Annotated in this window: 17 protein-coding genes and 1 riboswitch; of the genes, 4 read left to right on the forward strand and 13 right to left on the reverse strand. The window is 74.7% G+C overall.

The annotated features are described in order from the left end of the window. Positions 1–71: 71 nt before the first annotated feature. From ACI8AR_RS23010 to ACI8AR_RS23025, 4 genes are all read right to left on the reverse strand, one after another. Positions 72–1082 (reverse strand): AIM24 family protein, encoded by a 1011-nt coding sequence (locus tag ACI8AR_RS23010; protein ID WP_457053058.1) that lies wholly within the window; start codon positions 1080–1082, stop codon positions 72–74. Positions 1083–1093: 11 nt separating this feature from the next. Further along, complete coding sequence (locus tag ACI8AR_RS23015) at positions 1094–1738, reverse strand: AIM24 family protein (protein ID WP_457053059.1); 645 nt, start codon at positions 1736–1738, stop codon at positions 1094–1096. A 3-nt stretch (positions 1739–1741) separates the two neighbouring features. Further along, the gene (locus ACI8AR_RS23020; RefSeq protein WP_457053060.1) at positions 1742–2359 is read right to left on the reverse strand and encodes an AIM24 family protein; all 618 of its coding nucleotides are present in this window, start codon (positions 2357–2359) and stop codon (positions 1742–1744) included. Between the two features lie 133 nt (positions 2360–2492). Further along, positions 2493–3614: a DUF475 domain-containing protein gene (locus ACI8AR_RS23025; protein WP_457053061.1), complete on the reverse strand. Its 1122-nt coding sequence runs from the start codon at positions 3612–3614 to the stop codon at positions 2493–2495. Between the two features lie 280 nt (positions 3615–3894). Here ACI8AR_RS23025 and ACI8AR_RS23030 point away from each other — a divergent pair, with 280 nt between their 5' ends. Then, a complete protein-coding gene (locus ACI8AR_RS23030) occupies positions 3895–5163 on the forward strand; it encodes a hypothetical protein (protein ID WP_457053062.1) in 1269 nt (422 codons plus the stop codon). Here ACI8AR_RS23030 and ACI8AR_RS23035 read toward each other — a convergent pair. The 9 genes from ACI8AR_RS23035 to uvrB all read right to left on the reverse strand — a co-directional run bounded on the left by ACI8AR_RS23035 (position 5160) and on the right by uvrB (position 17099). Next, entirely contained in the window at positions 5160–5969 is an 810-nt protein-coding gene (locus ACI8AR_RS23035; protein ID WP_457053063.1) for a hypothetical protein, read from the reverse strand. The two genes, ACI8AR_RS23030 and ACI8AR_RS23035, sit on opposite strands and share 4 nt — an antisense overlap. Further along, entirely contained in the window at positions 5966–7093 is a 1128-nt protein-coding gene (locus ACI8AR_RS23040; RefSeq protein WP_457053064.1) for a cysteine protease StiP family protein, read from the reverse strand. Before ACI8AR_RS23040 ends, ACI8AR_RS23035 begins: the two co-directional genes overlap by 4 nt. After that, entirely contained in the window at positions 7090–8364 is a 1275-nt protein-coding gene (locus ACI8AR_RS23045; protein WP_457053065.1) for a phosphoribosyltransferase domain-containing protein, read from the reverse strand. The genes ACI8AR_RS23040 and ACI8AR_RS23045 overlap by 4 nt, the downstream gene beginning before the upstream one ends. Then, positions 8361–9590, reverse strand: a complete 1230-nt coding sequence (locus ACI8AR_RS23050; protein WP_457053066.1) for an HpcH/HpaI aldolase/citrate lyase family protein — start codon at positions 9588–9590, stop codon at positions 8361–8363. The genes ACI8AR_RS23045 and ACI8AR_RS23050 overlap by 4 nt, the downstream gene beginning before the upstream one ends. Beyond that, positions 9587–10948 (reverse strand): VWA domain-containing protein, encoded by a 1362-nt coding sequence (locus ACI8AR_RS23055; RefSeq protein ID WP_457053067.1) that lies wholly within the window; start codon positions 10946–10948, stop codon positions 9587–9589. The genes ACI8AR_RS23050 and ACI8AR_RS23055 overlap by 4 nt, the downstream gene beginning before the upstream one ends. Before the next feature lie 198 nt (positions 10949–11146). Continuing rightward, positions 11147–11740, reverse strand: coding sequence for a TerD family protein (locus tag ACI8AR_RS23060; RefSeq protein WP_456937084.1), 594 nt, complete (start codon positions 11738–11740; stop codon positions 11147–11149). A 230-nt stretch (positions 11741–11970) separates the two neighbouring features. Further along, positions 11971–13080 (reverse strand): TerC family protein, encoded by a 1110-nt coding sequence (locus ACI8AR_RS23065; protein WP_457053068.1) that lies wholly within the window; start codon positions 13078–13080, stop codon positions 11971–11973. Positions 13081–13323: 243 nt separating this feature from the next. Beyond that, the gene (locus ACI8AR_RS23070; RefSeq protein ID WP_457053069.1) at positions 13324–14886 is read right to left on the reverse strand and encodes an alpha/beta hydrolase domain-containing protein; all 1563 of its coding nucleotides are present in this window, start codon (positions 14884–14886) and stop codon (positions 13324–13326) included. A 95-nt stretch (positions 14887–14981) separates the two neighbouring features. Continuing rightward, on the reverse strand, positions 14982–17099 hold the full coding sequence (gene uvrB / locus ACI8AR_RS23075; protein WP_457053070.1) for an excinuclease ABC subunit UvrB: 2118 nt from the start codon (positions 17097–17099) through the stop codon (positions 14982–14984). Positions 17100–17615: 516 nt separating this feature from the next. Between uvrB and glgX the strand changes: the two genes are divergently transcribed. The 3 genes from glgX to ACI8AR_RS23090 all read left to right on the forward strand — a co-directional run bounded on the left by glgX (position 17616) and on the right by ACI8AR_RS23090 (position 23077). Beyond that, positions 17616–19721, forward strand: coding sequence for a glycogen debranching protein GlgX (gene glgX, locus ACI8AR_RS23080; protein WP_457053071.1), 2106 nt, complete (start codon positions 17616–17618; stop codon positions 19719–19721). Next, positions 19718–22090, forward strand: coding sequence for a malto-oligosyltrehalose synthase (gene treY / locus ACI8AR_RS23085; protein WP_457053072.1), 2373 nt, complete (start codon positions 19718–19720; stop codon positions 22088–22090). Before glgX ends, treY begins: the two co-directional genes overlap by 4 nt. 249 nt (positions 22091–22339) lie before the next feature. Further along, positions 22340–22474: riboswitch (cyclic di-AMP (ydaO/yuaA leader) on the forward strand. A gap of 3 nt (positions 22475–22477) precedes the next feature. Beyond that, complete coding sequence (locus ACI8AR_RS23090) at positions 22478–23077, forward strand: transglycosylase family protein (RefSeq protein WP_457053073.1); 600 nt, start codon at positions 22478–22480, stop codon at positions 23075–23077. The last annotated feature ends 119 nt before the right edge of the window (positions 23078–23196 follow it).

A 23196-nucleotide genomic window follows, 5' to 3' on the forward strand; every position in this document is an offset into this window, starting at 1 on the left:
GTCGCCCGCGCCCAGCAGCAGCACTGAGCGCTCCCGGCCGGGGTCCCGCGCGGGACCCCGGCCGGGAGCGCTCAGTGCTGCTGCTGGGCGCGGGCGACCAGCCGCTGGCCGAGCGAGCCGGCCTGGCTGTCGGTGAGCAACTGGGTCTGCGACTCCACCAGCCGCAGCACCGCCGGGTCCTCCCGGGCGATCTCCGAGGACTGCAGCAGGATCGTGCCTTTACCGGTGAAGTCGTACTGCCGCTCCTCGCCCGAGGCGCGGCCGAGCGCGCCGGTGAGCGCGCCGAGGAAGCTCTGGGTCATCCACTGGGCGTCGTGGTGCACCGACGGCGCCGGGCAGTCGGCCCAGCCGAGCAGCGCCTCGGGATCGGCCCGGAACGGCGGCTCGACGAAGATCACCGGCCCGTTGGACGAGGCGATGAACTTCCCCGTCCCGATGAGGGTGACGAAGCCCGGGACGATCGACTGCTTGAGCTCCAGGTCCTTGGAGAACGCGCAGAGGTTGCCGGCCTTGATCGTCAGGTTGCCGTCGTCGAGGTCGTAGGAGTTCAGGTCGAACCCGCGGTCCCCGATGAGCACCTTGCCGTGGCCCTGGGCGACCACCCAGTCCTGCACGTAGACGGGGCTGGAGAACCGGTGGGCCACCCACGCCTGCACCGAGGAGTACTCGCTGACGGCGTCGAACTGGACGTTGCCGTAGTACGCGAGCATCGCGCCCTTGCTCATGAACCACTCGCCATTGAGTGCGATGCAGAAGACGTAGGGGTTGACGTTGTCGTCGTCGGGCAGCGACTGCGCGTTGAGCGTGCTCGGCACGCCGGCCGGCGGCCCGGCGGGGGGCTGGCCGTACCCGGGCGGCGGGGGCTGCCCGTAGCCGGGCTGCGGCGGCTGCCCGTACCCCGGCTGGCCGTAGCCGGGCGGCGGGGGCTGGCCGTAGCCGGGCTGCGGCGGCTGCCCGTACCCCGGCTGGCCGTGGCCCGGCGGCGGGGGCTGGCCGTACCCGGGCTGGGGCTGGCCGCCGTAGGGGTTGCCGCCGCCGTAGGGGTTGCCGCCGCCGTAGGGGTTGTTCGGCGGGTAGGTCATCGTCGCCGTCCTCAGAACTTCTGCTCGCTGGCCTGCACGTACACCGTGCCGTGGCCGCTGATCTTCAACTGGAAGGCCTCGCCGGAGCCGCGGCCGACGACGTCGCGGAGGCCGACCCTGGCCGCGAGGTCCACCGACAGCTGGCCGACGTGGCCGACGTAGGCCTGCGGGTCGACGCCGACCTGCTGCCCGTTGAGCTGCAGGGGGAAGGCGCCGCCGTGGGCGAGCAGCGCGACCGACCCGCGGCCGTGGACGTTGGTGGTGAACAGGCCCTGCCCGGTCATGGCGCCGCTGATCGCGGACCTCAGCCCGCCGGAGCCGAGCAACTGGACGCTGGTCTGCAGGTTGGCGTCGTGCACGAGCAGCCGGTCGGCCTCGCAGACCAGCGGGGCGGCGCCGTCGAGCTCGAGGACGGTCACGTGCATGCCCTTGTAGCCGTAGAGCACCTGGCCGCTGCCCTCGGTGGCCATCATCGGGTTGGACTCCCCCGACATCGCCGCGCCGACCATGCCGCCGATGCCGCGGCCCTGGCCGTGCACCGGGCGGAAGGTGACCTGCCCGGAGTAGCCGAGCATGGCGCCGCGGCGGGCGAGCACCGGGGTGGCCGGGCCGACGTGCGCGCGCACCACCTTGCTGTTGACGGTCTCGAACGGCACGGCTCAGCGCTCCGAGGACTGGACGAGGACCAGGCCGTGCCCGGTGAAGCGGAGGGAGAAGGGCTCGCCGGAGCCCTCGCCCACGAGGGACTTCCACGAGACGCCGCTGACCAGGTTCATCGACAGCGGGCCGCGGGAGCCGACGTAGGCGTCGGGGTCGACGACCAGGTCCATGCCGGGCGCGACCTCCAGCGCCATGACCGGGCCCTCGGACACGATCGCGACCTGGCCCTGCCCGGTGACGGTCGTGGTGGCCAGGCCCTGGCCGCTGGTCACCCCGCGCAGGCCGGAGAACTGGACGTCGAGGCGCAGGTGCTCGGTGTGGGCCAGGATGTGCTCGCTCTCCACGGTGAGCGTGTCGCCGGCGAGGTCGACGACGAGCACGTCCATCGCGTCCTTGGCGAGGTACACCCGGCCGTGCCCGGTGCAGTCCATCAGCGAGATGCTCTCGCCGGCGACGGCCCGCTTGAGGGCGGCGCGCATGCCGCCGCCCCCGCCCATCCCGGAGTTCTTGAAGTCGACGTTGCCCTCGAAGGCGACCATCGAGCCGCTGGCGGCCCGGATGCGGTCCCCGTGCAGGTCGGCGTGCAGGACGCGTTTCTGGGCGGTGAGCTGTGCCAACGACGGACCTCTCGGTGCGGGGACGGGAACCGGGCGGACCGTATCCGCCTCCCCCGTCCCGCGGTAGGCCACCCGCCGCGGACGCGCGGCGGCCCCGGGGCGGGCGCCCCGGGGCCGCCGGGCGGGGCCTGCCTCAGCTCTGGCCGGCGGGCACCTCGTCGCGCTCGCCCGGCCGGTCGGCGGGCGCGACCTCGGCGCGCTCCCGCCGCGACACGACGATGCTGCTGATCACGGCGGCGACGATGAACAGCAGGCCGGTGAGGCCGGTGACGTACTCGCTGATGTGGAACCGCAGCTCGAGGATCATGATCGCCGCGAGGAAGCCGATGGCCCACATCGCGCCGTGCTCCAGGTAGCGGTACTCGTCGAGGGTCCCCTTGTCGACCATGTAGATGGTCAGCGACCGCACCCAGAAGGCGCCGATGCCCAGGCCCAGGGCGATGATGAAGATGTCGCTGCTGATGGCGAACGCGCCGATGACGCCGTCGAAGGAGAACGACGCGTCGAGCACCTCGAGGTAGAGGAACGCCGCGAACCCGGCGCCCGCGACGGCCCTGGTGGCGGTGCCGCCGGCGCCGTTGCCCGCGGTCTGCCCGGTCGGGGTGACGTCGTCGTCCTCGTCGTCGGTCTCCGGGGCCTCCATGAGCTCGTTGAGCCCGCCGATGAGCAGGTAGGTGAACAGGCCCGCGAGCCCGGACATGAGCACCGTGGCGTACTTGTCGTCGTCGGCGATCTGCGAGCCGACGTAGATGACCGCCAGGGCGATGACGATCGCGAGGTAGGGCAGCTTCCCGGCCTTGGCCAGCGGCCGCTCCAGCCACGACAGCCAGTGGATCTCCCGCTCCTCGTCGAAGAGGAAGTTCAGGAAGATCATCAGCAGGAAGATCCCGCCGAAGGTGTAGATCGCCTCGGCCGCGGCCTCGACGTTCTCGGCGTAGGCCTCCTGGTCCGACAGCGCCAGGTCCCACACCTCGGGGATCGACAGCTGCGCCGTCACCGAGACCAGGACGATCGGCAGCAGCAGCCGCATGCCGAACACGGCGATGAAGATGCCGACGTAGAGGAACAGCTTCCGCCACAGCGGGCTCATGCGGCGCAGCACCTTGGCGTTGACCACGGCGTTGTCGAAGGACAGGCAGACCTCGAGCACGCCGAGGACGGCGACGGCCAGCAGGGCCGCCGGCCCGCCGAAGAACACGGCGGTGACGAGCGCGGCGACCGTCAGACCGACGGAGAAGCCGAAGTAGCGGAGCATCAGGGGTTCCTCTCCGCCGCCGGGGGTGCCGGGCGACGACGACGACAGGGACGGGCGAGCCGGATCGGGCGGGAGGCGGGCCGGTGGTCCAACGGACCCCGGCGGGTCCCGGTTCCCACCGGCCCGCTGCGGGGCGGCGGGAGCGGCGCGTTCAGCGGACCGGGCGGCGCCGGCCGCCCGTGCCCACGTGCGGGGTCCCGGCGTGGTATCCACGGGCCTCCGGACCGCGCGGGGGCCGGACCGCCCCGCCGGACGCGGGCCACGGCGAGGGGAGGCGGTCGTGAGCGCACCGGGCGGCACCTCCTGGTGGCGGCGCGACCGCGACGCCCCCCGGCGGCAGGCCGCGGCGGCGCGGGAGGCCGCGGCCGCGGCGATGCTGGAGCTGGACGCCGCGCTGGCCGACCTGCCGGACGCGGTCGCCGCCGCCGAGGAGGTGGGGGCACCGGCGGGCGGACGACGGGCTCATCACCGCATCCCCGCCCCTGACTCGTTGGCCCGCGACTGGCGGGACCTCTCCACCCACGCCGACGCCGTCATCGGACACTACCTGCAGGCCCTCTCCGCCCACGACCCCGCAGCGGACGCCGAGCCGGGCGCGGCCCGCGCCGCCACCACGGAACTGGGCGCCGCGGCCGCCGCGCTGCGCGAGGTGCACGGCCAGGTCCAGCGCTTCCGCGACCAGTACGGCGAGGTGCTCGCCGCCGCCTCCCGCGCCCGCGCCGCGGCCGCCCGCGCGGTCTCCGCGACCCACGACGCGGTGGCCACCGCCCGCGCGGCGCTGGACGCCGCCGGCGCCGCCGGGCTGGCCGACCCCGGCCTGGACGGCGTCCTCGCCGACGCCGAGCGCCTCGCCACCGGCGCCGCCGCCGACCTGGCCGCCCGGCACGCCGCGCCCGCGCTGGACGCCGCCGAGAAGGGCCGCCGGGAGGCCGAGGCGGCGGCCGCGCGGGCGCGGGCGCTGCCGGAGCGGGCCGCGGAGGTCCGCCGCGGCGCCGCCTCCGTCCGCACCCGCCGCGAGGCCCTGGGCACCCGGCACGAGCGGCTGACGCCGGTGATGAGCGAGCTGCGCCGCCGCTACCCGCTCACCGCGTGGTCCGACGTCGAGCGCGCGCCGCAGCGGGCCGCCGAGGCGCTGGCCGAGGCCGACGAGGCGCTGACCGCGCTGGAGGAGGCGCTCGGGGCGCCGGTCCTCGACGTGCCGGCGGCCGCCGCGCTGCTGGCCCGGGTGCGGGCGGCCGCCGGCCGGGTCGACGACGAGGTCCGCGCCGCCACCGGGCGGCTGCAGCGGCTCGACGCCGTCGCCGCCGACCCCGGCTCGCTGCTCGGCGAGGTGCAGCGCGCCGTCGTCGACGCCCGGCGGTTCCTCGGCGGGCTGCCCGAGGAGCGCGCCCGCCGCTTCCGCCGCACGTTCGAGGACCTCGCCCGGCGGCTGCCGCCGCTGGAGGAGGCGGCCCGGGGCCGCCGCCCGGACTGGGGCGCGGTGCTGCGCGAGGCGCAGTCGATCGAGGACGGCCTGGACCGGCTGGTGCGGACCGCGCGGGCGGACTAGCCCGCCCGGTCGAGCAGCCAGCGGACGATCTCCTCGCCCGCGGCGGCGCCGCTGGCCGTGGTCACCGCGACCCGCGCGCCGGTCCAGCCCTGCTCGTGCAGCTCGCCGTGCGCGGGGCGGACGGCGGCGTCGGCGGCGAGCAGCATCGGCGCGTCGAGCAGGCTGTCGCCGGCGCACAGCAGCCGCGGCGCGGGCCCCTCCCCTGCCAGCAGCCGGCGCAGCCGGAGCAGCCCGGCGGCCTTGGACAGCCCGGCGGGGACGACGTACACCTTGCGGCCCTGCACCGACAGCGTCGCCCCGGCGGCGGTGACGGCCGCGCCGGTCTCCTCCAGCCAGTCCTGCGGGATCGCCTCGCGGGCGTGCGCGACCAGGTAGCAGAACAGCCCCTCGGCGGCGCGTACGGTGCGCACCCACGGCTGCCCGGCGACCGCCTCGAGCAGGGCGAGCAGCTCGGGCAGCGGCGCGGCCTGCGCGGCGGTGTCCGCCGCCCAGTCGTCCCACCCCGGGTCGCGGACGCCGTCGGCGAGCAGCACCCCGCCGTTGGCGCACAGCGCGTACCGCGGGACGACGGGCAGCCGCACCCGCCCGTACTGCGCCACGGTGCGGGTGGTGACCGGGACCAGCAGCGCCCGTCCGGCCAGCTCGGCCAGCAGCCGCCACGACGCCGGCGTCGCGTGCGACAGCGGCGCGCCGTCGAGGTGCTCGACGACCTCCAGCCCCTCGGTCGTCCCGGCCGCGGCCGCGGAGTAGATGAGCGTGCGGTCGAGGTCGACGGCGGCCAGCGGAGCCGTGAGGACCGCGGTCACCGGCCCACCGGCCGGATCAGCCCGACACAGGAGTACGGCAGGTCCGGCACCTCGACCAGCGGCACGCCGCGGGCCCGGGCCAGCGCGGCGACGTGCCGCAGGTCCTCGGCGCGGTCCGGGCGGACCAGCACCTGCCAGGGCACCCGGCGCAGCAGCACCCGCGTCGTCTCCCCCACCCCGGGCTTGACCAGGTTGACGTCGGCGATGCCGAACTCCGCGGCGATCGCCTCCACCGCGGCCCACCCGGCCCAGGTCGGCCGGCGGTCGGCGGGCGGGACGTCGTCGGCCGGCGGCCGCGCCGGGAACGCGGCGGCTACGGTGTCGACGAACAGCGCGGAGACGTCGGCGCCCGCGAGCTGGGCGTAGTACTTCGCGCCGTGGAACATGCCGGGGCCGATGAGGTCGTCGCGCAGCACCGTCCGCGACACCAGCCCGGACACCGTGCTGTTCAGGCAGGCGCTCGGGATGAGGAAGTCGTCGCGGGTGCCGTACAGCTCGGTGCACAGGCCCGGGTCGGCCAGGACGGCGAGCCGGTCGTCGAGGGCGGCGTCCTCCGGGTGCGCGGCGACCCAGCCGGCGACGGCCTCGGTGAGCTGCCGCTGGATCGCGCCCTTGCCGGTCCAGCCGTCGACGAACCGCACCGCCGACGCCGGGTGCCGGGCCAGCACGTGCGCCATCGCGACCTGGTCGATGCCGCGGCCGCGGATGATCGAGACGGTGTAGTGCGGCACCGCGACGCCGCGGGAGGCGAGGAACCAGCGGCGCAGCAGCACGCCGATCGGCGTCCCGGCGCGGGCCAGCGACACCAGCACCGGCGTCTGCCCGTGCGCGGCGGCGGCGTCCCAGACCAGCTCGCCCACCCGGGCGACGGCGTCGGCGAGCCGCCCGGCCGAGGTCTCCAGCGCGGCGGTGAACAGCGCCAGGTAGTCGTCGTCGGGCTGGTACTCGACCGGGAGCATCTCCGAGTAGTGGGTGCCCGACTGGATGGCCTCCTCGCGGTCCTCGGTGCCGCGCTCCAGCGCGACCGACGACAGGTCGGTGAGCAGCCAGGTCACCTCCTCGGGCGCGTAGGAGCCGAACCGGCCGGGGACGGCGGGCGCGAGCCGGGCGGACAGCGCGGTCATCGGGCGGGCTCCGCGACCGGCACGGGCACCAGGTGCACGGCGCGGGCGGCGAACGGGCGCAGCGCCTGCGCCATCGGCGCGCAGTCCTCCGCCGGGGCGTCCACGACCACGACGACGTCGTCGGCGCGCTGGTCGGCCCAGCGGCCGGCCGGGGGGACGGCGGCGGGGTCGGCGAGGTTGTGCACGCGGGAGACGCGCGCGGGCTCGTCGGGCGCGGGGAAGGACAGGCTGCGGCGCAGGGCGTAGCCGGGGTCGTCGGCGGCGTGCACGGGGCTCCGGGTGGTCGACTGGGTGGTGACGGGGGTGCCGGGCAGCCGCCCGGCCAGGCGCGCCGCGATCACGGTGGGCGCGTGCATGAGCTCCTCGGTGCCGAGCACGAGCACCCCGCGGCTGCCGGCCAGCTCCGGCGCGAGCGCGGCCGCGACGGCGTCGGCGGCGGCGGCCAGCCGGGCGCTGCCGGCGGGGGTCAGGCCGTGGCGGGCGGTGGTCGGGACGCCGGCCGGCCACAGGCCGGCGTGCGTCCGGACCGCGCCGGGCGCGCCGGCCGGGACCGGCGCGGGGCCGGGCAGGGCGGCGCGGGCGGCCGCGGCCCAGTCGAGGACGTCGGCGGGCAGGGCGAGCTCCGTGGTGAGGACGGCGGCGACGTCGACCCGCACGCCCAGGGCCTGCGCGCGCTCGGCGAACGCGGCGCGGGCGGCCGGGGTGCGGGCGTCGAGCAGCGTGGCGACGACGTACCGCTCGCGCGGCCAGCGGGCGTGCAGCTCGGCGACGGTGTTGAGCGCGGTGCGGCCGGAGGTGAGCTCGTCGTCGACGAGCACCAGCGGGCCGGGCGCGTCCAGCGTCACCGGCCCGGCCGGCTGCAGGGCGTGCGCGACCGCGTGCGAGTGCTCCTCCTCGAACGCGGCGGCCACCGGCACGCCCGGGTGCACGCGGCGGGTGGTGTGCAGGTAGGCCGCGCCGAGGCGGTCGGCGGCGGCGTGGCCGAGGCCGGTCGCCGTCTCGCAGTAGCCGACGACCAGGCCGGGCGCCGCGCCGTCCAGGACCGCGGCGACGGCGTCGCCGACCGCGGCCCCGGCGCCGAGGACGGCGGCCGGCGTGACGGGCACGTGCTTGCCGAGGACGCGGGAGACGACCAGGTGCGCCCGGCGCGGGTTGTCCCGCAGCGCCAGGCCGCACAGCTCGGCGAAGCGGCCGGGGTCGGCGGCGGTGACGTCGAGCAGGCGGGAGACGGTGCCGTCGAGGCCGACGGCACCGGGGAGGGTGGCGGTCACGCGCGCTGCGCCTCCCCGCCGGCGAAGACCTCGGCGAGCCGGCGCTGCCCGGTGGACAGCAGGTCGACCAGCGCGGCCTCGTCGGCGACGACGCCGTAGACCGCGGCGCGGCGGCTGATCAGCTCCGCCCACAGCGCGTGCGGGCCGATCTCGTTCATCCGCCCGTTCCCGGACACCGCGATGCCGCCCCGGCCGCGGGCCATGAGGATCTCGAGGGCGTCGTCGTACTCCGAGCGGGAGACGGTGAGCAGCGCGTTGACCACCGAGACGTGCGCCGGGTGGATGACGGTCTTGCCGAGCACGCCGTTGGCCTTGTCGAGGGTGACCTCGCGGATCAGCCCGTCGAGGTCGCCGGCGATCATCCGCTGCCGCAGGCCGCCCTCGTGCTGGTCGCTGAACGGCGTCTGGCGCAGCTGCGGCTTGAACAGCCGGGGCCCCGGGATGTGCTCCCACACCGCGCCGGTGACCACGTGCTCGCCGCCGCGGGTGAAGGTGTTGACCACGTCGGCCAGGCAGTCCCGGACGACGGCGACGTCCCAGATCGTGGTGTCGCGGTCGCGGCGCAGGCCGAACAGCCCGGACAGGTCGGTGCCGCCCACTCGCAGGCACAGCACCGACTCCCGGTGCGCCTCGACCACCGCGGCCAGCGCGGCGAGCGCGTCGGCGCGGGTCTCCCGCCAGGCGAGGTCGGGCGTCTCCAGGATCGGCATGCCGTACAGCGGCTGCCCCAGGGCGGTGGCGACCTCCTCGACCGCCGCCAGCATGGGCGCGAGCGTGGCGCCGGTGGCCTTGGGCAGGCTGAACCCGGTCAGCCGCGCCAGCGCCGGCCCGGCGGCCGACGCGATCCGGCGGATCTGCTCCGGTGTGCGCACCCGGACGAACAGCAGCGGCAGCACCGGCCGGTCGCGCTCGGCGGCGCGCCGGTCGATCCGCTGCAGCGCGGCGACGACGTTGGTCTCGGCGTCGGCGACGGCCGCGTGCGGGATGGCGTCCTCGAGGCACCAGACCATGCTGGTGGCGCCGACCGCGGCCGCGCGGGCGGCGTCGACGTCCAGCGCCGGCCGCGTGCCGGGGCTGTAGAGCGTCGCGCCGAGGGCCAGCGCCAGCACGCCGCGCGGCGTCGCCGGCCCGACCTCGCCCGGCGGGACGGCGAACAGCTGCTCGCGCTCGCCGTCGGTGAGGTGGGAGAAGTGGCGCACCGTCGGCGCCTCCTGCTGGGGGGTCACCGGAGCAGCCCCTGGGCGCGCGCCCGCCGCAGCCAGTCGGGGTACTCGGTCATGAGCCGGTCGAACAGCGCGTCGTCGCTGATCGGCCGGCGGCCCATGAGGTCGCTCTCGCTGACCGCGAAGAAGTCGGCGTTGTCGGTGTAGCGGCCCTCGAGGTCGTCCAGGCGCTGCAGGTAGCTGAACTGCCGCTCCGGGCCGATGCCCATGAACTGCCAGAACACCGGCTCGAAGGACGCCGCCTTGAGCTGCTTGGTCGCGACCGACTTGTCGCTGGGCGCGCCGTCGGTCAGGAACATGACGTAGACCGGCACCTGCGCCGGCTGGGGCTCCACGCGGTCGCGGCTGTCGCCGAAGTAGGCCTTGCGGACGGCGGCCATCGCGGCGCCGTAGCGGGTGTCGTACTCCAGCCGGTACTGCCGGGTGAGGTCGGCGATGTACTGCTGGTGGCCCTCCAGGCGCAGGCCCGGGGGCTGGTGCACGTCCTTGCCGAACAGGAAGACGTCGACCACGCCGTCGTCGTCGAAGCGCAGGCCGAGGGCGAGGACCCGCTCGGCCAGGCGCTGCACGGCGCCGGTGCGGTAGAGCTGGGCCATCGAGCCGGAGATGTCGAGGACCAGCGCGACGCGGGCGGTGTGCTCCCCCAGGCCGCGCTTCTCCAGGCTGACGCCGGCGGTCTTGACCAGGGAGAGCATCTGCGGCGCCGAGGAGGACAGCTTCTTCTCGAGGTCGACCAGCCGCTTCTTCTCCATGCTCACCGGGGCGGCGGCCGGGGGCGGGGCGGCGGTCGGGGGCGGGGCGGCGGCCGCGGGGGCGGGCTCGTCGTCGACGCTCACGCCGACGTCGGTGGCCATCCCGGCCAGGCCGGTCGTGAAGCCCTGCCCGACGGCGCGCACCTTCCACTCCGCGCCGCGGCGGTAGACCTCGGCGAACACCAGCGCGGTCTCGGGGCCGGCGGCCAGCTCGCAGCGGATCGCGGGCGCCGCGGCGCCGTCGGCGGCCACCTCGACCCCGAGCCCGGACAGCCCGCCGAAGGTGCCGGCGCCGTCGAGGGAGGCGCCGATGACGACCTTCTCGACGTCGGCGGGCAGCGCGGCCGGGTCGATGCGGACCTGGTCGACGGTGGCGCCGCCGCGGGCGGTCTTGCCGAGGTGGCGCACCGCGCCGCCGGCGCCGCTGGGCTGGTTGTAGAAGACGAAGTCGTCGTCGCTGCGGACCCGGCCGGCCGCGGTGGTGAGGAACGCCGACAGGTCGGCGTCGACGCCGGGGGCCGGCGTCCAGGTGAGCGTGACGACGACGGGGCCGGGGAGGCCGGCCTGGGCCAGCCCGACGTTGCCGCCCCGGGTGAGGACGTGGACCACTCCGGTGCCGCTCAGACGGACCGGGTGGCGGTGGCCACGGGGCGGGTGCGGTCGGGCATGACGAGGGGACCTCCGGCTTCTCGGGGGCTGGTGCTTCTCGGGGGCTGGTGCGGGCAGGGCGGGACCCCGGCGGGCGGGGTCGCCGCACCGCCGGGGGGCCGGGCCCGGACGCGGGTGCGCGTCCGGGCCCGGCGGAGGTCAGACGTTGACGCCGAAGTCCTGGGCGATGCCGCGCAGGCCGGAGGCGTAGCCCTGGCCGACGGCCCGGAACTTCCAGTCGGGGCCGTTGCGGTAGAGCTCGCCGAACACCATGGCGGTCTCGACCGAGGCGTCCTCGGTGAGGTCGTAGCGGGCGATCTCCTGGCCGTTGGCCTGGTTGACGATGCGGATGAACGCGTTGCGCACCGCGCCGAAGTTCTGCTTCCGGTTGTCGGCGTCGTAGATCGACACCGGGAAGACGATCTTGTCGCAGGTCGGCGGCACGCCGGCCAGGTTGACCTGGATGACCTCGTCGTCGCCCTCGCCCTGGCCGGTGAGGTTGTCACCGACGTGCACGACGGAGCCGTCGGGGCTGCGCAGGTTGTTGAAGAAGACGAAGCCCGAGTCGTCGGGGGTGACCTTGCCGTTGGCGTCGAGCATGATCGCCGACGCGTCGAGGTCGAAGTCGCCCCCGGAGAACGTGTTGACGTCCCAGCCGAGGCCGACGTTCACCGCGGTCAGGCCCGGCGCCTCCTTGGTCAGCGAGACGTTCCCGCCCTTGGAGAGGCTGACACCCATCAGTTGGACTCCCATGTCACCGTCGGGGAGCGCAGCGGCGGTCGCCGCTGCACTGGACACCGGATGGACCGGCGCCGCCGGGGGACGCGGGCGGAGTGCCCGGCGCGTCCCCCGGCACCGCTGCGCGGGGTGCCTGTCGGGCACCCAGCGGAGCGGACGTGTCCTGGATCGTGCCGCACGATCACCGGGAGCAACAGGCACACCGGCGTCGTCGGCCTGCCGTCCTCCCGGTGGTCACCCGCGCGTCACCCGGGGCGGCCGTCGGTGCCCTGCGTCGGCGTCGCGGCGGGGCGCTCCCCCGGCTCGTGCCGCACCGTCGGGACGCCGGTCTCCCCGGCGACCGCCGCGGCTCCCCGCGCGGGCCCGGCGTGCGGCACGGCCTCGCGGGCGTCGCGGCGGCTGCGGGCCAGGCTCGCGACCGTGGTGACGAGCAGGGTGACGACGATGACCGACAGCGACAGCCAGGTCGGGATCTCCGGGATGGCCGTGACGTGCTCGCCGCCGTTGATGAACGGCAGCTCGTTCTCGTGCAGCGCGTGGATCAGCAGCTTGACCCCGATGAAGCCGAGGATGACCGCCAGGCCGTAGTGCAGGTAGACCAGCCGGTCGAGCAGGCCGTCGATGAGGAAGAACAGCTGCCGCAGGCCCAGCAGCGAGAAGGCGTTGGCGGTGAAGACGAGGAAGGTCTCCTCGGTCAGCCCGAAGATCGCCGGGATCGAGTCGACGGCGAAGAGGATGTCGGCGCTGCCGATGGCGACCAGGGCGATGGCCAGCGGGGTGATGTACCGCTTGCCGTCCAGCCGCGCGGTCATCCGGTCGCCGTGGTAGTCCGGCGTCGTCGGGACGACCCGGCGGACCAGCCGCAGGAAGCCGTTCTCCTGGAACTCCTCGTCCTCGTCCCCGCCGGCCCGCGCCTGGGCGATCGCGGTGTAGATGAGGAATGCGCCGAACAGGTAGAAGACCCAGCTGAAGTTCTCGATCGCCGCGGCGCCGAGGAAGATGAACACCGTCCGCAGGACCAGGGCGAACGCGATGCCGAACAGCAGCACCTTCTGTTGCAGCTCCCGGGGCACCGCGAAGCTGGCCATGATCAGGACGAAGACGAAGAGGTTGTCGACCGACAGGCTCTTCTCGGTGATGTAGCCGGCGAAGTACTCCCCGCCGTACGTGCCGCCGGCGAAGACCCACACGCCGACGCCGAACAGCACCGCGATCGCGACGTACACCGCCGACCAGGTGGCCGCCTCCTTCAGCGACGGGGCGTGCGGCGTCCGCACGTGGCCGATGAAGTCGAAGACGATCATGGCCACGATGGCGGCGATCGTGATCGCCCAGACGAAGAAGGGGACGTCCAACGCAGGTACCTCCGGTCCACTGGCAGCAGTCAGCACCGGAGGTCTCTCCCACCGGCCGCGACCGCGGCCGGCCGGTGACGCCGGGGTACGTGTACCCGTGCTGACGACGTCACCGCGGGCGGGATACTCCCCTCCACGGCTCCCCGGGCACGGCGCAGCGCTCCCGGCGGAGTCACAGGGCACAACGGACGAGGGGCGCCCGGGGTTCCCGGGCGCCCCTCTCCCCGCGGGACGGGGGTCAGCTCACCCCTGCGGCGCGGCCAGGTAGGCGGCGCGGGCGCCGGCCAGCAGCCCCGCCCGCTCGGACGCGTCGAGGTACCCGTCGCGGACCTGGGCGTCCACCGCGGCGGCGTACTGCGCCAGGTAGCCGTCGACCGAGCCGTAGCGCCGGGCCAGCTCGGCCGCGGTGTAGGGCTGCCAGCCGCCCCAGTTGCCGCACACGTCGGTGATCGACGTCGTCCCGACCGGAGCCAGCGCGACCGGGACCGGCCGGCCCAGCGGCACGACGGCGTCGGGGAAGCGCACCCCGCCGACCGGCTGGGCGGTCCCCGGGTCGGTGCGCGGGACCTGCAGCTCGACGCCGGGCAGGTCGTTGAAGGACTGCCGGTCCCCGGCCGGCGCGGGCTGCAGGGCGAAGACCGCCGACGGCGGGAGCAGTCGCCGGTCGCCCTGGCCGGGGTGCCGCACGACCTCGGTCACGTCGGCGAGCAGCGTGCGCAGGTGCGGGTTGTAGGAGATCGGGTTCCGCGGGACGGGCGTGCCGCCGTTGCACCGCAGCTGGCCGAAGACGACGGCGTCAGCGTAGGCGGCGACGCCGGCGTGCGGGGCCGGCCAGTCGTAGCGGACGACGTCGCGCGGGCGGTCGGCGGTCGCGGTGACGCTCGCGCGGAGCCGGTGGTAGTCGGTGTAGGTGGCGACGTCGACGAACAGCGGGTCGCTCCGGTCCCGGGTGAGGATCTGGTCGTAGGTCAGCGGGACGCCGTCCTCGAGCACGTAGGGCCGCTGCGCGGCGCCGCCGGCGAGCTCGTTGACCGCCAGCCAGTTGCCGGCGCCGGAGACGGCGACCGCGGCGTCGTACACCCCGCGGCCGGTGCGGTCGTCGGCGTTGAAGCCCTCGGCGACGAAGGTGTCGACGAACCACGCGCTCTGGCTGATGCCGGCGAGCACCGAGGCGCGGTAGACCGGCAGGGCGGTCCCCGACGGCCGCGGCGCGGTGCCCTCGAGCAGCCGGCCGAGGTCGCGCACGATCACCTCGCCGACGCCCTGGGCGGTCGCGGGCACCCCGGGCGAGATGCCGGTCTCCCACTGCACCCGCGCGTAGGACAGGTCCTGACCGGCCAGCCAGCCGTTGCCCAGGCCGTCGGGGTAGACCGAGCCGACCGGGCTGGCGTCCCCGGCCAGCGGGAAGCCGAGCACGGACAGCAGCACGGCGGGCCGCCCGCGGTTCTCCGCCTCGACCAGGACGACGTCGCTGCCGCGCCCGTCGGCGGGGGCGATCAGCTCGAACTCACTCGTGTAGGGCACCAGGCCCCGGGCGTCCCGCGGCAGCCCGGCCAGGCCGGCGACCTGCTCGCGCGGGTCGACGACGCCGGAGACGGTGCCGGTGGTGCGGGTCCACGCCTCCCCGCCGACGGTGACCGGGGCGCTCGTGGCGCTGACGGCGGTGATCGCCGACGCCAGCGGGACGGGGCCCCCGCCGCCGGGCGCGGCCGTCGCCGGGGCGGTCACGCCCACCGACAGGACCGCGAGCGCGGCGGCGACGAGCCCGCGCCGCAGGGCACGGCGCGGGGAACGGGAGACGGTCACGCGGAGGACTCCTTCGTCCGGGACGGGTGCGGTCCCGAACGTAACGTTCCTGCGACGTGTGTCACACGCGGGGTCGAGGCCCCGCCCGCGCCGCCTCACGCGTGGGCGGCGTCGAACTGGCGCAGCTCCTTCTTCAGCTCGGCGAGCTCGTCGCGCAGCCGGGCGGCCACCTCGAACTGCAGCTCCCGGGCGGCGGCCAGCATCTGCTCGTTCATCTGCGTGATGAGGTCGGCCAGCTCCGAGCGTGGCAGGCCCTGGACGTCGATCGCGCCGGCCTTGGACCGGCCCTTCGACGACAGCCCCGGCACCGGCGCCTTCCCCCGCGACTGCTGCCGGCCCGACCCGCCGATCAGCTCGGTGGCGGCCTCGGCGTCCTCGGACTCGCGGTAGATGCCGTCGAGGATGTCGACGATCTTCTTGCGCAGCGGCTGCGGGTCGATGCCGTTGGCGGTGTTGTAGGCGATCTGCTTCTCGCGGCGCCGGTTGGTCTCGTCGATCGCCTGCGCCATCGACGGGGTGACCTTGTCGGCGTACATGTGCACCTCGCCGGACACGTTGCGCGCCGCGCGGCCGATGGTCTGGATCAGCGAGGTGGTCGACCGGAGGAAGCCCTCCTTGTCGGCGTCGAGGATCGCCACCAGCGACACCTCGGGCAGGTCGAGGCCCTCCCGCAGCAGGTTGATGCCGACCAGCACGTCGTACTCCCCCTGCCGCAGCTCGCGCAGCAGCTCCACCCGGCGCAGGGTGTCGACCTCCGAGTGCAGGTAGCGGACCTTGATGCCGAGCTCGAGCAGGTAGTCGGTGAGGTCCTCGGCCATCTTCTTGGTCAGCGTGGTGACCAGGACGCGCTCGTCCTTCTCGGTGCGCTCGCGGATCTCGCCCACCAGGTCGTCGATCTGGCCCTTGGTCGGCTTGACCACGACCTCCGGGTCGACCAGGCCGGTGGGGCGGATGACCTGCTCGACGAACTCGCCGCCGGTGCGGCCGAGCTCGTAGGGGCCCGGGGTGGCCGACAGGTAGACCGCCTGGCCGATCCGGTCGGTGAACTCCTCCCACTTCAGCGGGCGGTTGTCCATCGCCGAGGGCAGCCGGAAGCCGTGCTCGACCAGCGTGCGCTTGCGGCTCATGTCGCCCTCGTACATGCCGCCGATCTGCGGCACGGTCACGTGCGACTCGTCGATGACGAGCAGGAAGTCGTCGGGGAAGTAGTCGATGAGACAGGCACCCGCGCTGCCCGGCGCCCGCCCGTCGATGTGCCGGCTGTAGTTCTCGATGCCGGAGCAGAAGCCGACCTGGCGGATCATCTCGATGTCGTACGTGGTGCGCATGCGCAGCCGCTGCGCCTCGAGCAGCTTGCCCTGCTTCTCCAGCTCGGCCAGCCGCTCCTCGAGCTCGGCCTCGATGGTGCGGATCGCCCGCTCCATCCGCTCCGGGCCGGCGACGTAGTGGCTGGCCGGGAAGACGAACAGCTCCTGGACCTCGCGCACGACCTCGCCGGTGAGCGGGTGCAGGTAGTACAGCCGCTCCACCTCGTCGCCGAACATCTCGATCCGGACGGCGAGCTCCTCGTACACCGGGAAGACCTCGATCGTGTCGCCGCGCACGCGGAAGGTGCCGCGGGTGAACGCCAGGTCGTTGCGGGTGTACTGCTCGGTGACCAGCGTGCGCAGCAGGTCGTCGCGGTCGCGCTCCTCCCCCACCGAGATCTTCAGCGCCCGGTCGACGTACTCCTGCGGCGTGCCCAGGCCGTAGATGCAGGAGACGGTGGAGACCACGACGACGTCCCGCCGGGTGAGCAGGCTGTTGGTCGCCGAGTGGCGCAGCCGCTCGACCTCCTCGTTGATCGAGGAGTCCTTCTCGATGTAGGTGTCGGTCTGCGGGACGTACGCCTCGGGCTGGTAGTAGTCGTAGTACGACACGAAGTACTCGACGGCGTTGTCCGGCAGCAGCTCGCGGAACTCGTTGGCCAGCTGCGCGGCGAGCGTCTTGTTCGGCGCCATCACCAGGGTGGGCCGCTGGACCTGCTCGATCAGCCACGCCGTGGTGGCCGACTTCCCGGTGCCGGTGGCGCCGAGGAGCACGGTGTCCCTCTCGCCGGAGTTCACCCGCTCCGCGAGGGCCTTGATCGCCGCCGGCTGGTCGCCCGAGGGCTGGAACTCGCTGACGACGCGGAAACGCCCCTGGGTGGGCCGGATGTCGGAGGTCGCGCGCACGGGGACGACGGTACGACCGCCCGGTGACAGGACGCCGCGAGTGACGGGTGGTGATCACGGGACCGACGGGGCGTGTCGCTTGCGGACGCGTCACCCTCGTGCTCGTGCTCGACCCCCGGACCCGCTAGCGTGCCCTCCTGCAGGCGCGGTGCCGCGCCGGGGACCAGTGCCACCCGGGATGCCCGGACGAGGTCGGACCCCGGCGCCCCGCGCCTCGGTACCTGGTGTGCCCGGCCCCGCGCCGGGGCGCGCCGGACCCGCACACGACGCCCTCCGCGGCTCCCGCCGCGGAGGGCGTCGTCGTCCCCGGAGTCGTCCCCGGAGTCGTCCCCGGAGTCGTCCCCGGGGCCCGCTGCCGGGCCGCGGCGTGATGTCCGCCGCGTCAGGTGTGGAGCCGCCCGGATGGGGCTAAGGAGCCCGCGGGCACCCGTGCCCCGACCCCCCTCCGACGGCCGCGGCGGGGGGCCACCGCGCCCTGGACCGCCGAGGGGCGCCCGCGCAGGAGGAAACACGTCGATGACCCAGGTGTGGCCCGGAACCGCCTACCCACTGGGTGCCACGTACGACGGCACCGGGACCAACTTCGCCCTGTTCAGCGAGGTCGCCGAGAAGGTCGAGTTGTGCCTGTTCGACGAGCAGGGCAACGAGGAGCGGATCCGGCTCCCGGAGATGGACGGCTACGTCTGGCACGCCTTCCTGCCCGGCATCCAGCCCGGGCAGCGCTACGGCTACCGCGTGCACGGCCCCTACGACCCGGAGAACGGGCAGCGCTGCAACCCCAACAAGCTGCTGCTCGACCCCTACGCCAAGGCGATCGACGGGTCGATCGACTGGGACGAGGCCTGCTTCGGCTACCGGTTCGGCAGCGGGGAGCGCAACGACGACGACTCGGCGCCGCACATGCCGAAGTCGGTCGTGATCAACCCCTACTTCGACTGGGGCGTCGACCGCCCGCCGAGGACCCCGTACAACAAGACGGTCATCTACGAGGCCCACGTCAAGGGGCTGACGATGACCCACCCGCGCATCCCCGAGGAGCTGCGCGGCACCTACGCCGGCATCGCCCACCCCGCGGTGATCGAGCACCTGCAGTCGCTGGGCATCACGGCGATCGAGCTCATGCCGGTGCACCAGTTCGTGCAGGACGACACGCTGCTGCAGAAGGGCCTGCGCAACTACTGGGGCTACAACACGATCGGCTTCTTCGCGCCGCACAACGAGTACGCGCAGCAGACCGACGGCCAGCAGGTGCAGGAGTTCAAGGGCATGGTCCGGACGCTGCACGAGGCGGGCATCGAGGTCATCCTCGACGTCGTCTACAACCACACGGCCGAGGGCAACCACATGGGCCCGACGCTGTCGTTCAAGGGCATCGACAACCGGACGTACTACCGGCTGGTCGAGGGCGACGAGCAGTACTACATGGACACCACCGGCACCGGGAACTCGCTCAACGTCCGCACCCCGCAGGCGCTGCAGCTGATCATGGACTCGCTGCGCTACTGGGTGACCGAGATGCACGTCGACGGCTTCCGCTTCGACCTCGCGTCCACCCTCGCCCGCCAGTTCCACGAGGTGGACCGGCTCTCGGCGTTCTTCGACCTGGTGCACCAGGACCCGGTCGTCAGCCAGGTGAAGCTCATCGCCGAGCCGTGGGACATCGGCGACGGCGGCTACCAGGTGGGCAACTTCCCGGCGCTGTGGACCGAGTGGAACGGCAAGTACCGCGACACCGTCCGCGACTTCTGGCGCGGCGAGGACGCCACCATCGGCGAGTTCGCCAGCCGCATCTCCGGCTCGGCCGACCTCTACAAGCACTCCGGGCGCCGGCCGGTGGCGAGCATCAACTTCGTCACCGCGCACGACGGGTTCACCCTCAACGACCTCGTCTCCTACAACGAGAAGCACAACGAGGCCAACGGCGAGGACAACAACGACGGCGAGAGCCACAACCGCAGCTGGAACTGCGGCGTCGAGGGCGAGACCGACGACCCCGAGGTGCTCGCGCTGCGCGCCCGGCAGCGGCGCAACTTCCTCGCCACGCTGATGCTCAGCCAGGGCGTGCCGATGCTGCTGCACGGCGACGAGCTCGGCCGCACGCAGCGGGGCAACAACAACGGCTACTGCCAGGACTCCGAGCTGACCTGGATCGACTGGGAGTCGGTCGACGAGGGGCTGCTGGAGTTCACCAAGCTGGTCACCCGGCTGCGCACCGAGCACCCGACGTTCCGCCGCCGCCGGTTCTTCCACGGCCGGCCGGTGCGCCGGGAGGAGGGCGACCCGGTGCAGGACGTCGCCTGGTTCACCCCCTCCGGCGAGCTGATGAGCGACGAGGACTGGGACGCGGGCTTCGCCAAGTCGCTGGCCATGTACCTCAACGGCCACGGCATCCGGGAGACCGACGAGCGCGGCGAGGACGTCGTCGACGACTGCTTCTACCTGGCGTTCAACGCCCACCACGAGCCGATCGACTTTACCGTGCCGCCGTCGGAGTACGCCGAGGGCTGGACGGTCGTCGTCGACACCGCCGAGATGGGGGAGGTGGAGCCGGTGCAGGTCAAGGCCGGCGACGTCCTCACGGTGGCCGCCCGCGCCACCGTCGTGCTGCAGGCCGCCCCGTGAGCCAGCACGACGACAGCCAGTCCGACGACGACGTCCAGCGGCGGCGGGCCACCCCCGCGGCGACCTACCGGCTGCAGGTGACCGCCGAGTTCACCCTCGACGACGCCGCCGCCGTGGCCGGCTACCTCGCCGACCTCGGCGTCACCCACGCCTACTCCTCCCCGCTGCTGCGCTCGGCCGCCGGCAGCACGCACGGCTACGACACCGTCGACCACGCGCACGTCGACGAGCCGCGGGGCGGGCAGGAGGGCTTCGACCGGTTCGTCGCCGCGCTGCACGAGCACGGGCTGGGCCTGGTGCTCGACCTGGTGCCCAACCACATGGGCGTGGCCGACCCGGCCGAGGCGCCGTGGTGGTGGGACGTGCTGCAGCACGGCCGCGACAGCGCGCACGCGTCCGCGTTCGACGTCGACTGGGACTTCGGCAACGGGCGCATCCGCATCCCGGTGCTGGGCTCCGCCGACGACGTCGCGAAGCTGGAGGTCGTCCACACCCCCGACGGCACGGGCGAGCTGCGCTACTACGACAACCGCTTCCCGCTCGCCCCCGGGACCGGCGAGGGCACCCCGCAGGAGGTGCACGACCGGCAGCACTACGAGCTGGTCGACTGGCGGCGCGCGGACACCGACCTCAACTACCGGCGGTTCTTCGCCATCAACACCCTCGCCGGGCTGCGGGTGGAGGACCCGGAGGTCTTCCGCGCCACCCACGAGCTGGTGCTGCGACTGGTCGAGCAGGGCGCCGTCGACGGACTGCGGATCGACCACCCCGACGGCCTGGCCGACCCGAAGGGCTACCTGGACCGGCTGGCCGAGGAGTCGGGCGGCCGGTGGACGGTGGTCGAGAAGATCCTCGAGCCCGGCGAGGACCTGCCGGAGAGCTGGCGGGCGGCCGGCACCACCGGTTACGACGCGCTGGCCGAGGTCGACGACGTCCTGGTCGACCCGGCCGGCGAGGCGGCGCTGACCGCGCTGGACACCGAGCTGTCCGGCCGGGCGGTCGACTACGGACAGCTGGTGCACGACTGCAAGCGCGAGGTCACCGACGGGATCCTCGGCTCCGAGGTCGCCCGCCTGGTGCGGGTGATCGGCGCGCTGCCGGGCGTCGACGTCGAGACGGAGAAGGAGGCGCTGGCCGAGCTGCTGGCCTCGTTCTCCGTCTACCGCACCTACCTGCCCGACGGCCGCGAGCACCTCGACGCCGCCGTGGGCGACGTCCGCGACCGCCGTCCCGACCTGGTCGCCGCGGTGGACGCGCTGCACCCCGTACTGGCGCAGGCCGGCACCGAGGCGGCCACCCGGTTCGAGCAGACCAGCGGCCCGGTGATGGCCAAGGGCGTCGAGGACAGCGCCTACTACCGCTGGGCCCGGTTCGTGGTGCTCAACGAGGTCGGCGGCGACCCGGCGCGCTTCGGCAGCACCCCGGAGGAGTTCCACGAGGCGCAGGCGCGCCGGCTGGAGCGCAAGCCGGAGTCGATGACGACGCTCACCACGCACGACACCAAGCGCAGCGAGGACACCCGGGCCCGCCTCGCCGTCCTCGCCGAGGTGCCGACCGAGTGGGCGGACCTGGTCCGCGGCTGGCTGTCCCGCCACCCGCTGCCCGACCGGCCCCTGGCGCACCTGGTGTGGCAGAACCTGGTCGGTGCCTGGCCACTGTCCCGCGACCGGGCGCACGCCTACGCCGAGAAGGCCGCCCGCGAGGCCGGGCAGTCGACCACGTGGACCGACGTCGACGAGGCGTTCGAGGCGCAGCTGCACGCGATGGTCGACGCCGCCTTCGACGACGAGGCCACGAACCGCGAGATCGAGGCGTTCGTCGCGCGGATCGCCCCGGCCGGCCGGTCCAACGGGCTGGCGCAGAAGCTGCTGCAGCTGACGATGCCCGGCGTCCCGGACGTCTACCAGGGCACCGAGCTGTGGGACCACTCGCTCGTCGACCCCGACAACCGCCGCCCGGTCGACTACGACCAGCGGCGCGCGCTGCTGGCCCGGCTCGACGGCGGGGAGCTGCCCGAGGTCGACGAGGCCGGCGCGGCCAAGCTGCTCGTCGTCTCGCGGGCGCTGCGGCTGCGGCGGGACGAGCCCGGGCTGTTCACCGGCTACACCCCGGTGGCCGCCACCGGGTCGGCCGCGCAGCACGTCGTCGCCTTCGACCGTGGGTCCGGGGAGCAGGGCGGCGCGGTGACCGTGGCGACCCGGCTGCCGGTCGCGCTGGCCGCCACCGGCTGGGGCGACACCGCGCTGGCGCTGCCGACCGGCGCCTGGCGCGACGTGCTCACCGGCACGCGGGTCGTCTCCGACGCCGGCGGCGCGCCCGTCGGCGAGCTGCTGGCCCGGCTGCCGGTGGCCCTGCTCGTCCGAGAGTGAGACGGAGGTCACGGCGGCGCCGGCCGGCGCCGCCGTGACCTGCACCTCCCCCCCGGCCGCCGGGCGCGCGCCGCCGCGGGGACGCCGGGCGACACGCCGTGACGGGTGGGGCGGGTGTGCCGTCTCGTGATGCGACCGTTACGTTTGCTCCCGCACGCGGGCCAATGACTGCCGCGTGCCGGAGCCGGTCCGCCGAACCCCGTCCGCCGGGCTCCGTTCCTCCTGCACAGCCAGGACGGGGGTGGGGGACCCACTTCGGCGCCTGCACCGCGGTCACGGGGGGACCGGACGCAGCGCCTCGGGGTGAAGCCGCGCTCTGCGCGGCCGGGGCACCGATCGCTCCGAACCCGACAGCTCACCTCGCAGGCGGCGGATCGGAGATCCCCCATGCGCACGTCCACGTCCCTGCTCCGCCGTGCCCTCGTGACGACCGGCGTGGCCGCAGCCGCGATCGGCGTCGCCGCCGGCCCGGCCTCGGCCGCCGCCCCGAACGACTGGGACGCCGTCGCCCAGTGCGAGTCCAGCGGCAACTGGAGCATCAACACCGGCAACGGCTACTACGGCGGCCTGCAGTTCAGCCAGTCCACCTGGGCGGCCTTCGGCGGCACCGAGTACGCCGCCCGCGCCGACCTGGCCACCAAGGCGCAGCAGATCGCCGTCGCCGAGCGCACGCTCGACGTCCAGGGCCCGGGTGCCTGGCCCACCTGCGGCAAGGGCCTGAACCCGGACGCCCCGGAGGCCGGCTCGCCGGCCGCCGCGCCCGCCGCCGCGCCCGCCCCGGCCGAGCCCGCCCCGGCCGCCCGCGCCGGCGAGTCCGCCGCCGGTGCCTCCGGCGGCTCGTACACCGTCCGGTCCGGCGACACGCTGGGCAAGATCGCCCGAGCCCAGGGCGTCGAGGGCGGCTGGAAGGCCCTCTGGTCGGCCAACAACGGCACGGTCAGCGACCCGAACAAGATCTACGTCGGGCAGGAGCTGCAGCTGCCGTGACCCGTGGCGGGGGGGGGGGGGGGGGGGGGGGGGGGGGGGGGGGGGGGGGGGGGGGGGGGCGGGGGGGGCGGGGGGGGCGGCGCCGGGCCCGGGACGGCCGCTCGGCCCGACCCGCCACC

This window comes from Geodermatophilus sp. SYSU D01036 (assembly GCF_054050435.1).

What these genes read in the sequence shown, in the direction of transcription:
- ACI8AR_RS23010 (WP_457053058.1), bottom strand. Translation starts at nt 1,082, where the DNA reads ATGACCTACCCGCCGAACAACCCCTACGGCGGCGGCAACCCCTACGGC.
- ACI8AR_RS23025 (WP_457053061.1), bottom strand. Translation starts at nt 3,614, where the DNA reads ATGCTCCGCTACTTCGGCTTCTCCGTCGGTCTGACGGTCGCCGCGCTC.
- ACI8AR_RS23040 (WP_457053064.1), bottom strand. Translation starts at nt 7,093, where the DNA reads ATGACCGCGCTGTCCGCCCGGCTCGCGCCCGCCGTCCCCGGCCGGTTC.
- ACI8AR_RS23060 (WP_456937084.1), bottom strand. Translation starts at nt 11,740, where the DNA reads ATGGGAGTCCAACTGATGGGTGTCAGCCTCTCCAAGGGCGGGAACGTC.
- glgX (WP_457053071.1), top strand. Translation starts at nt 17,616, where the DNA reads ATGACCCAGGTGTGGCCCGGAACCGCCTACCCACTGGGTGCCACGTAC.
- ACI8AR_RS23090 (WP_457053073.1), top strand. Translation starts at nt 22,478, where the DNA reads ATGCGCACGTCCACGTCCCTGCTCCGCCGTGCCCTCGTGACGACCGGC.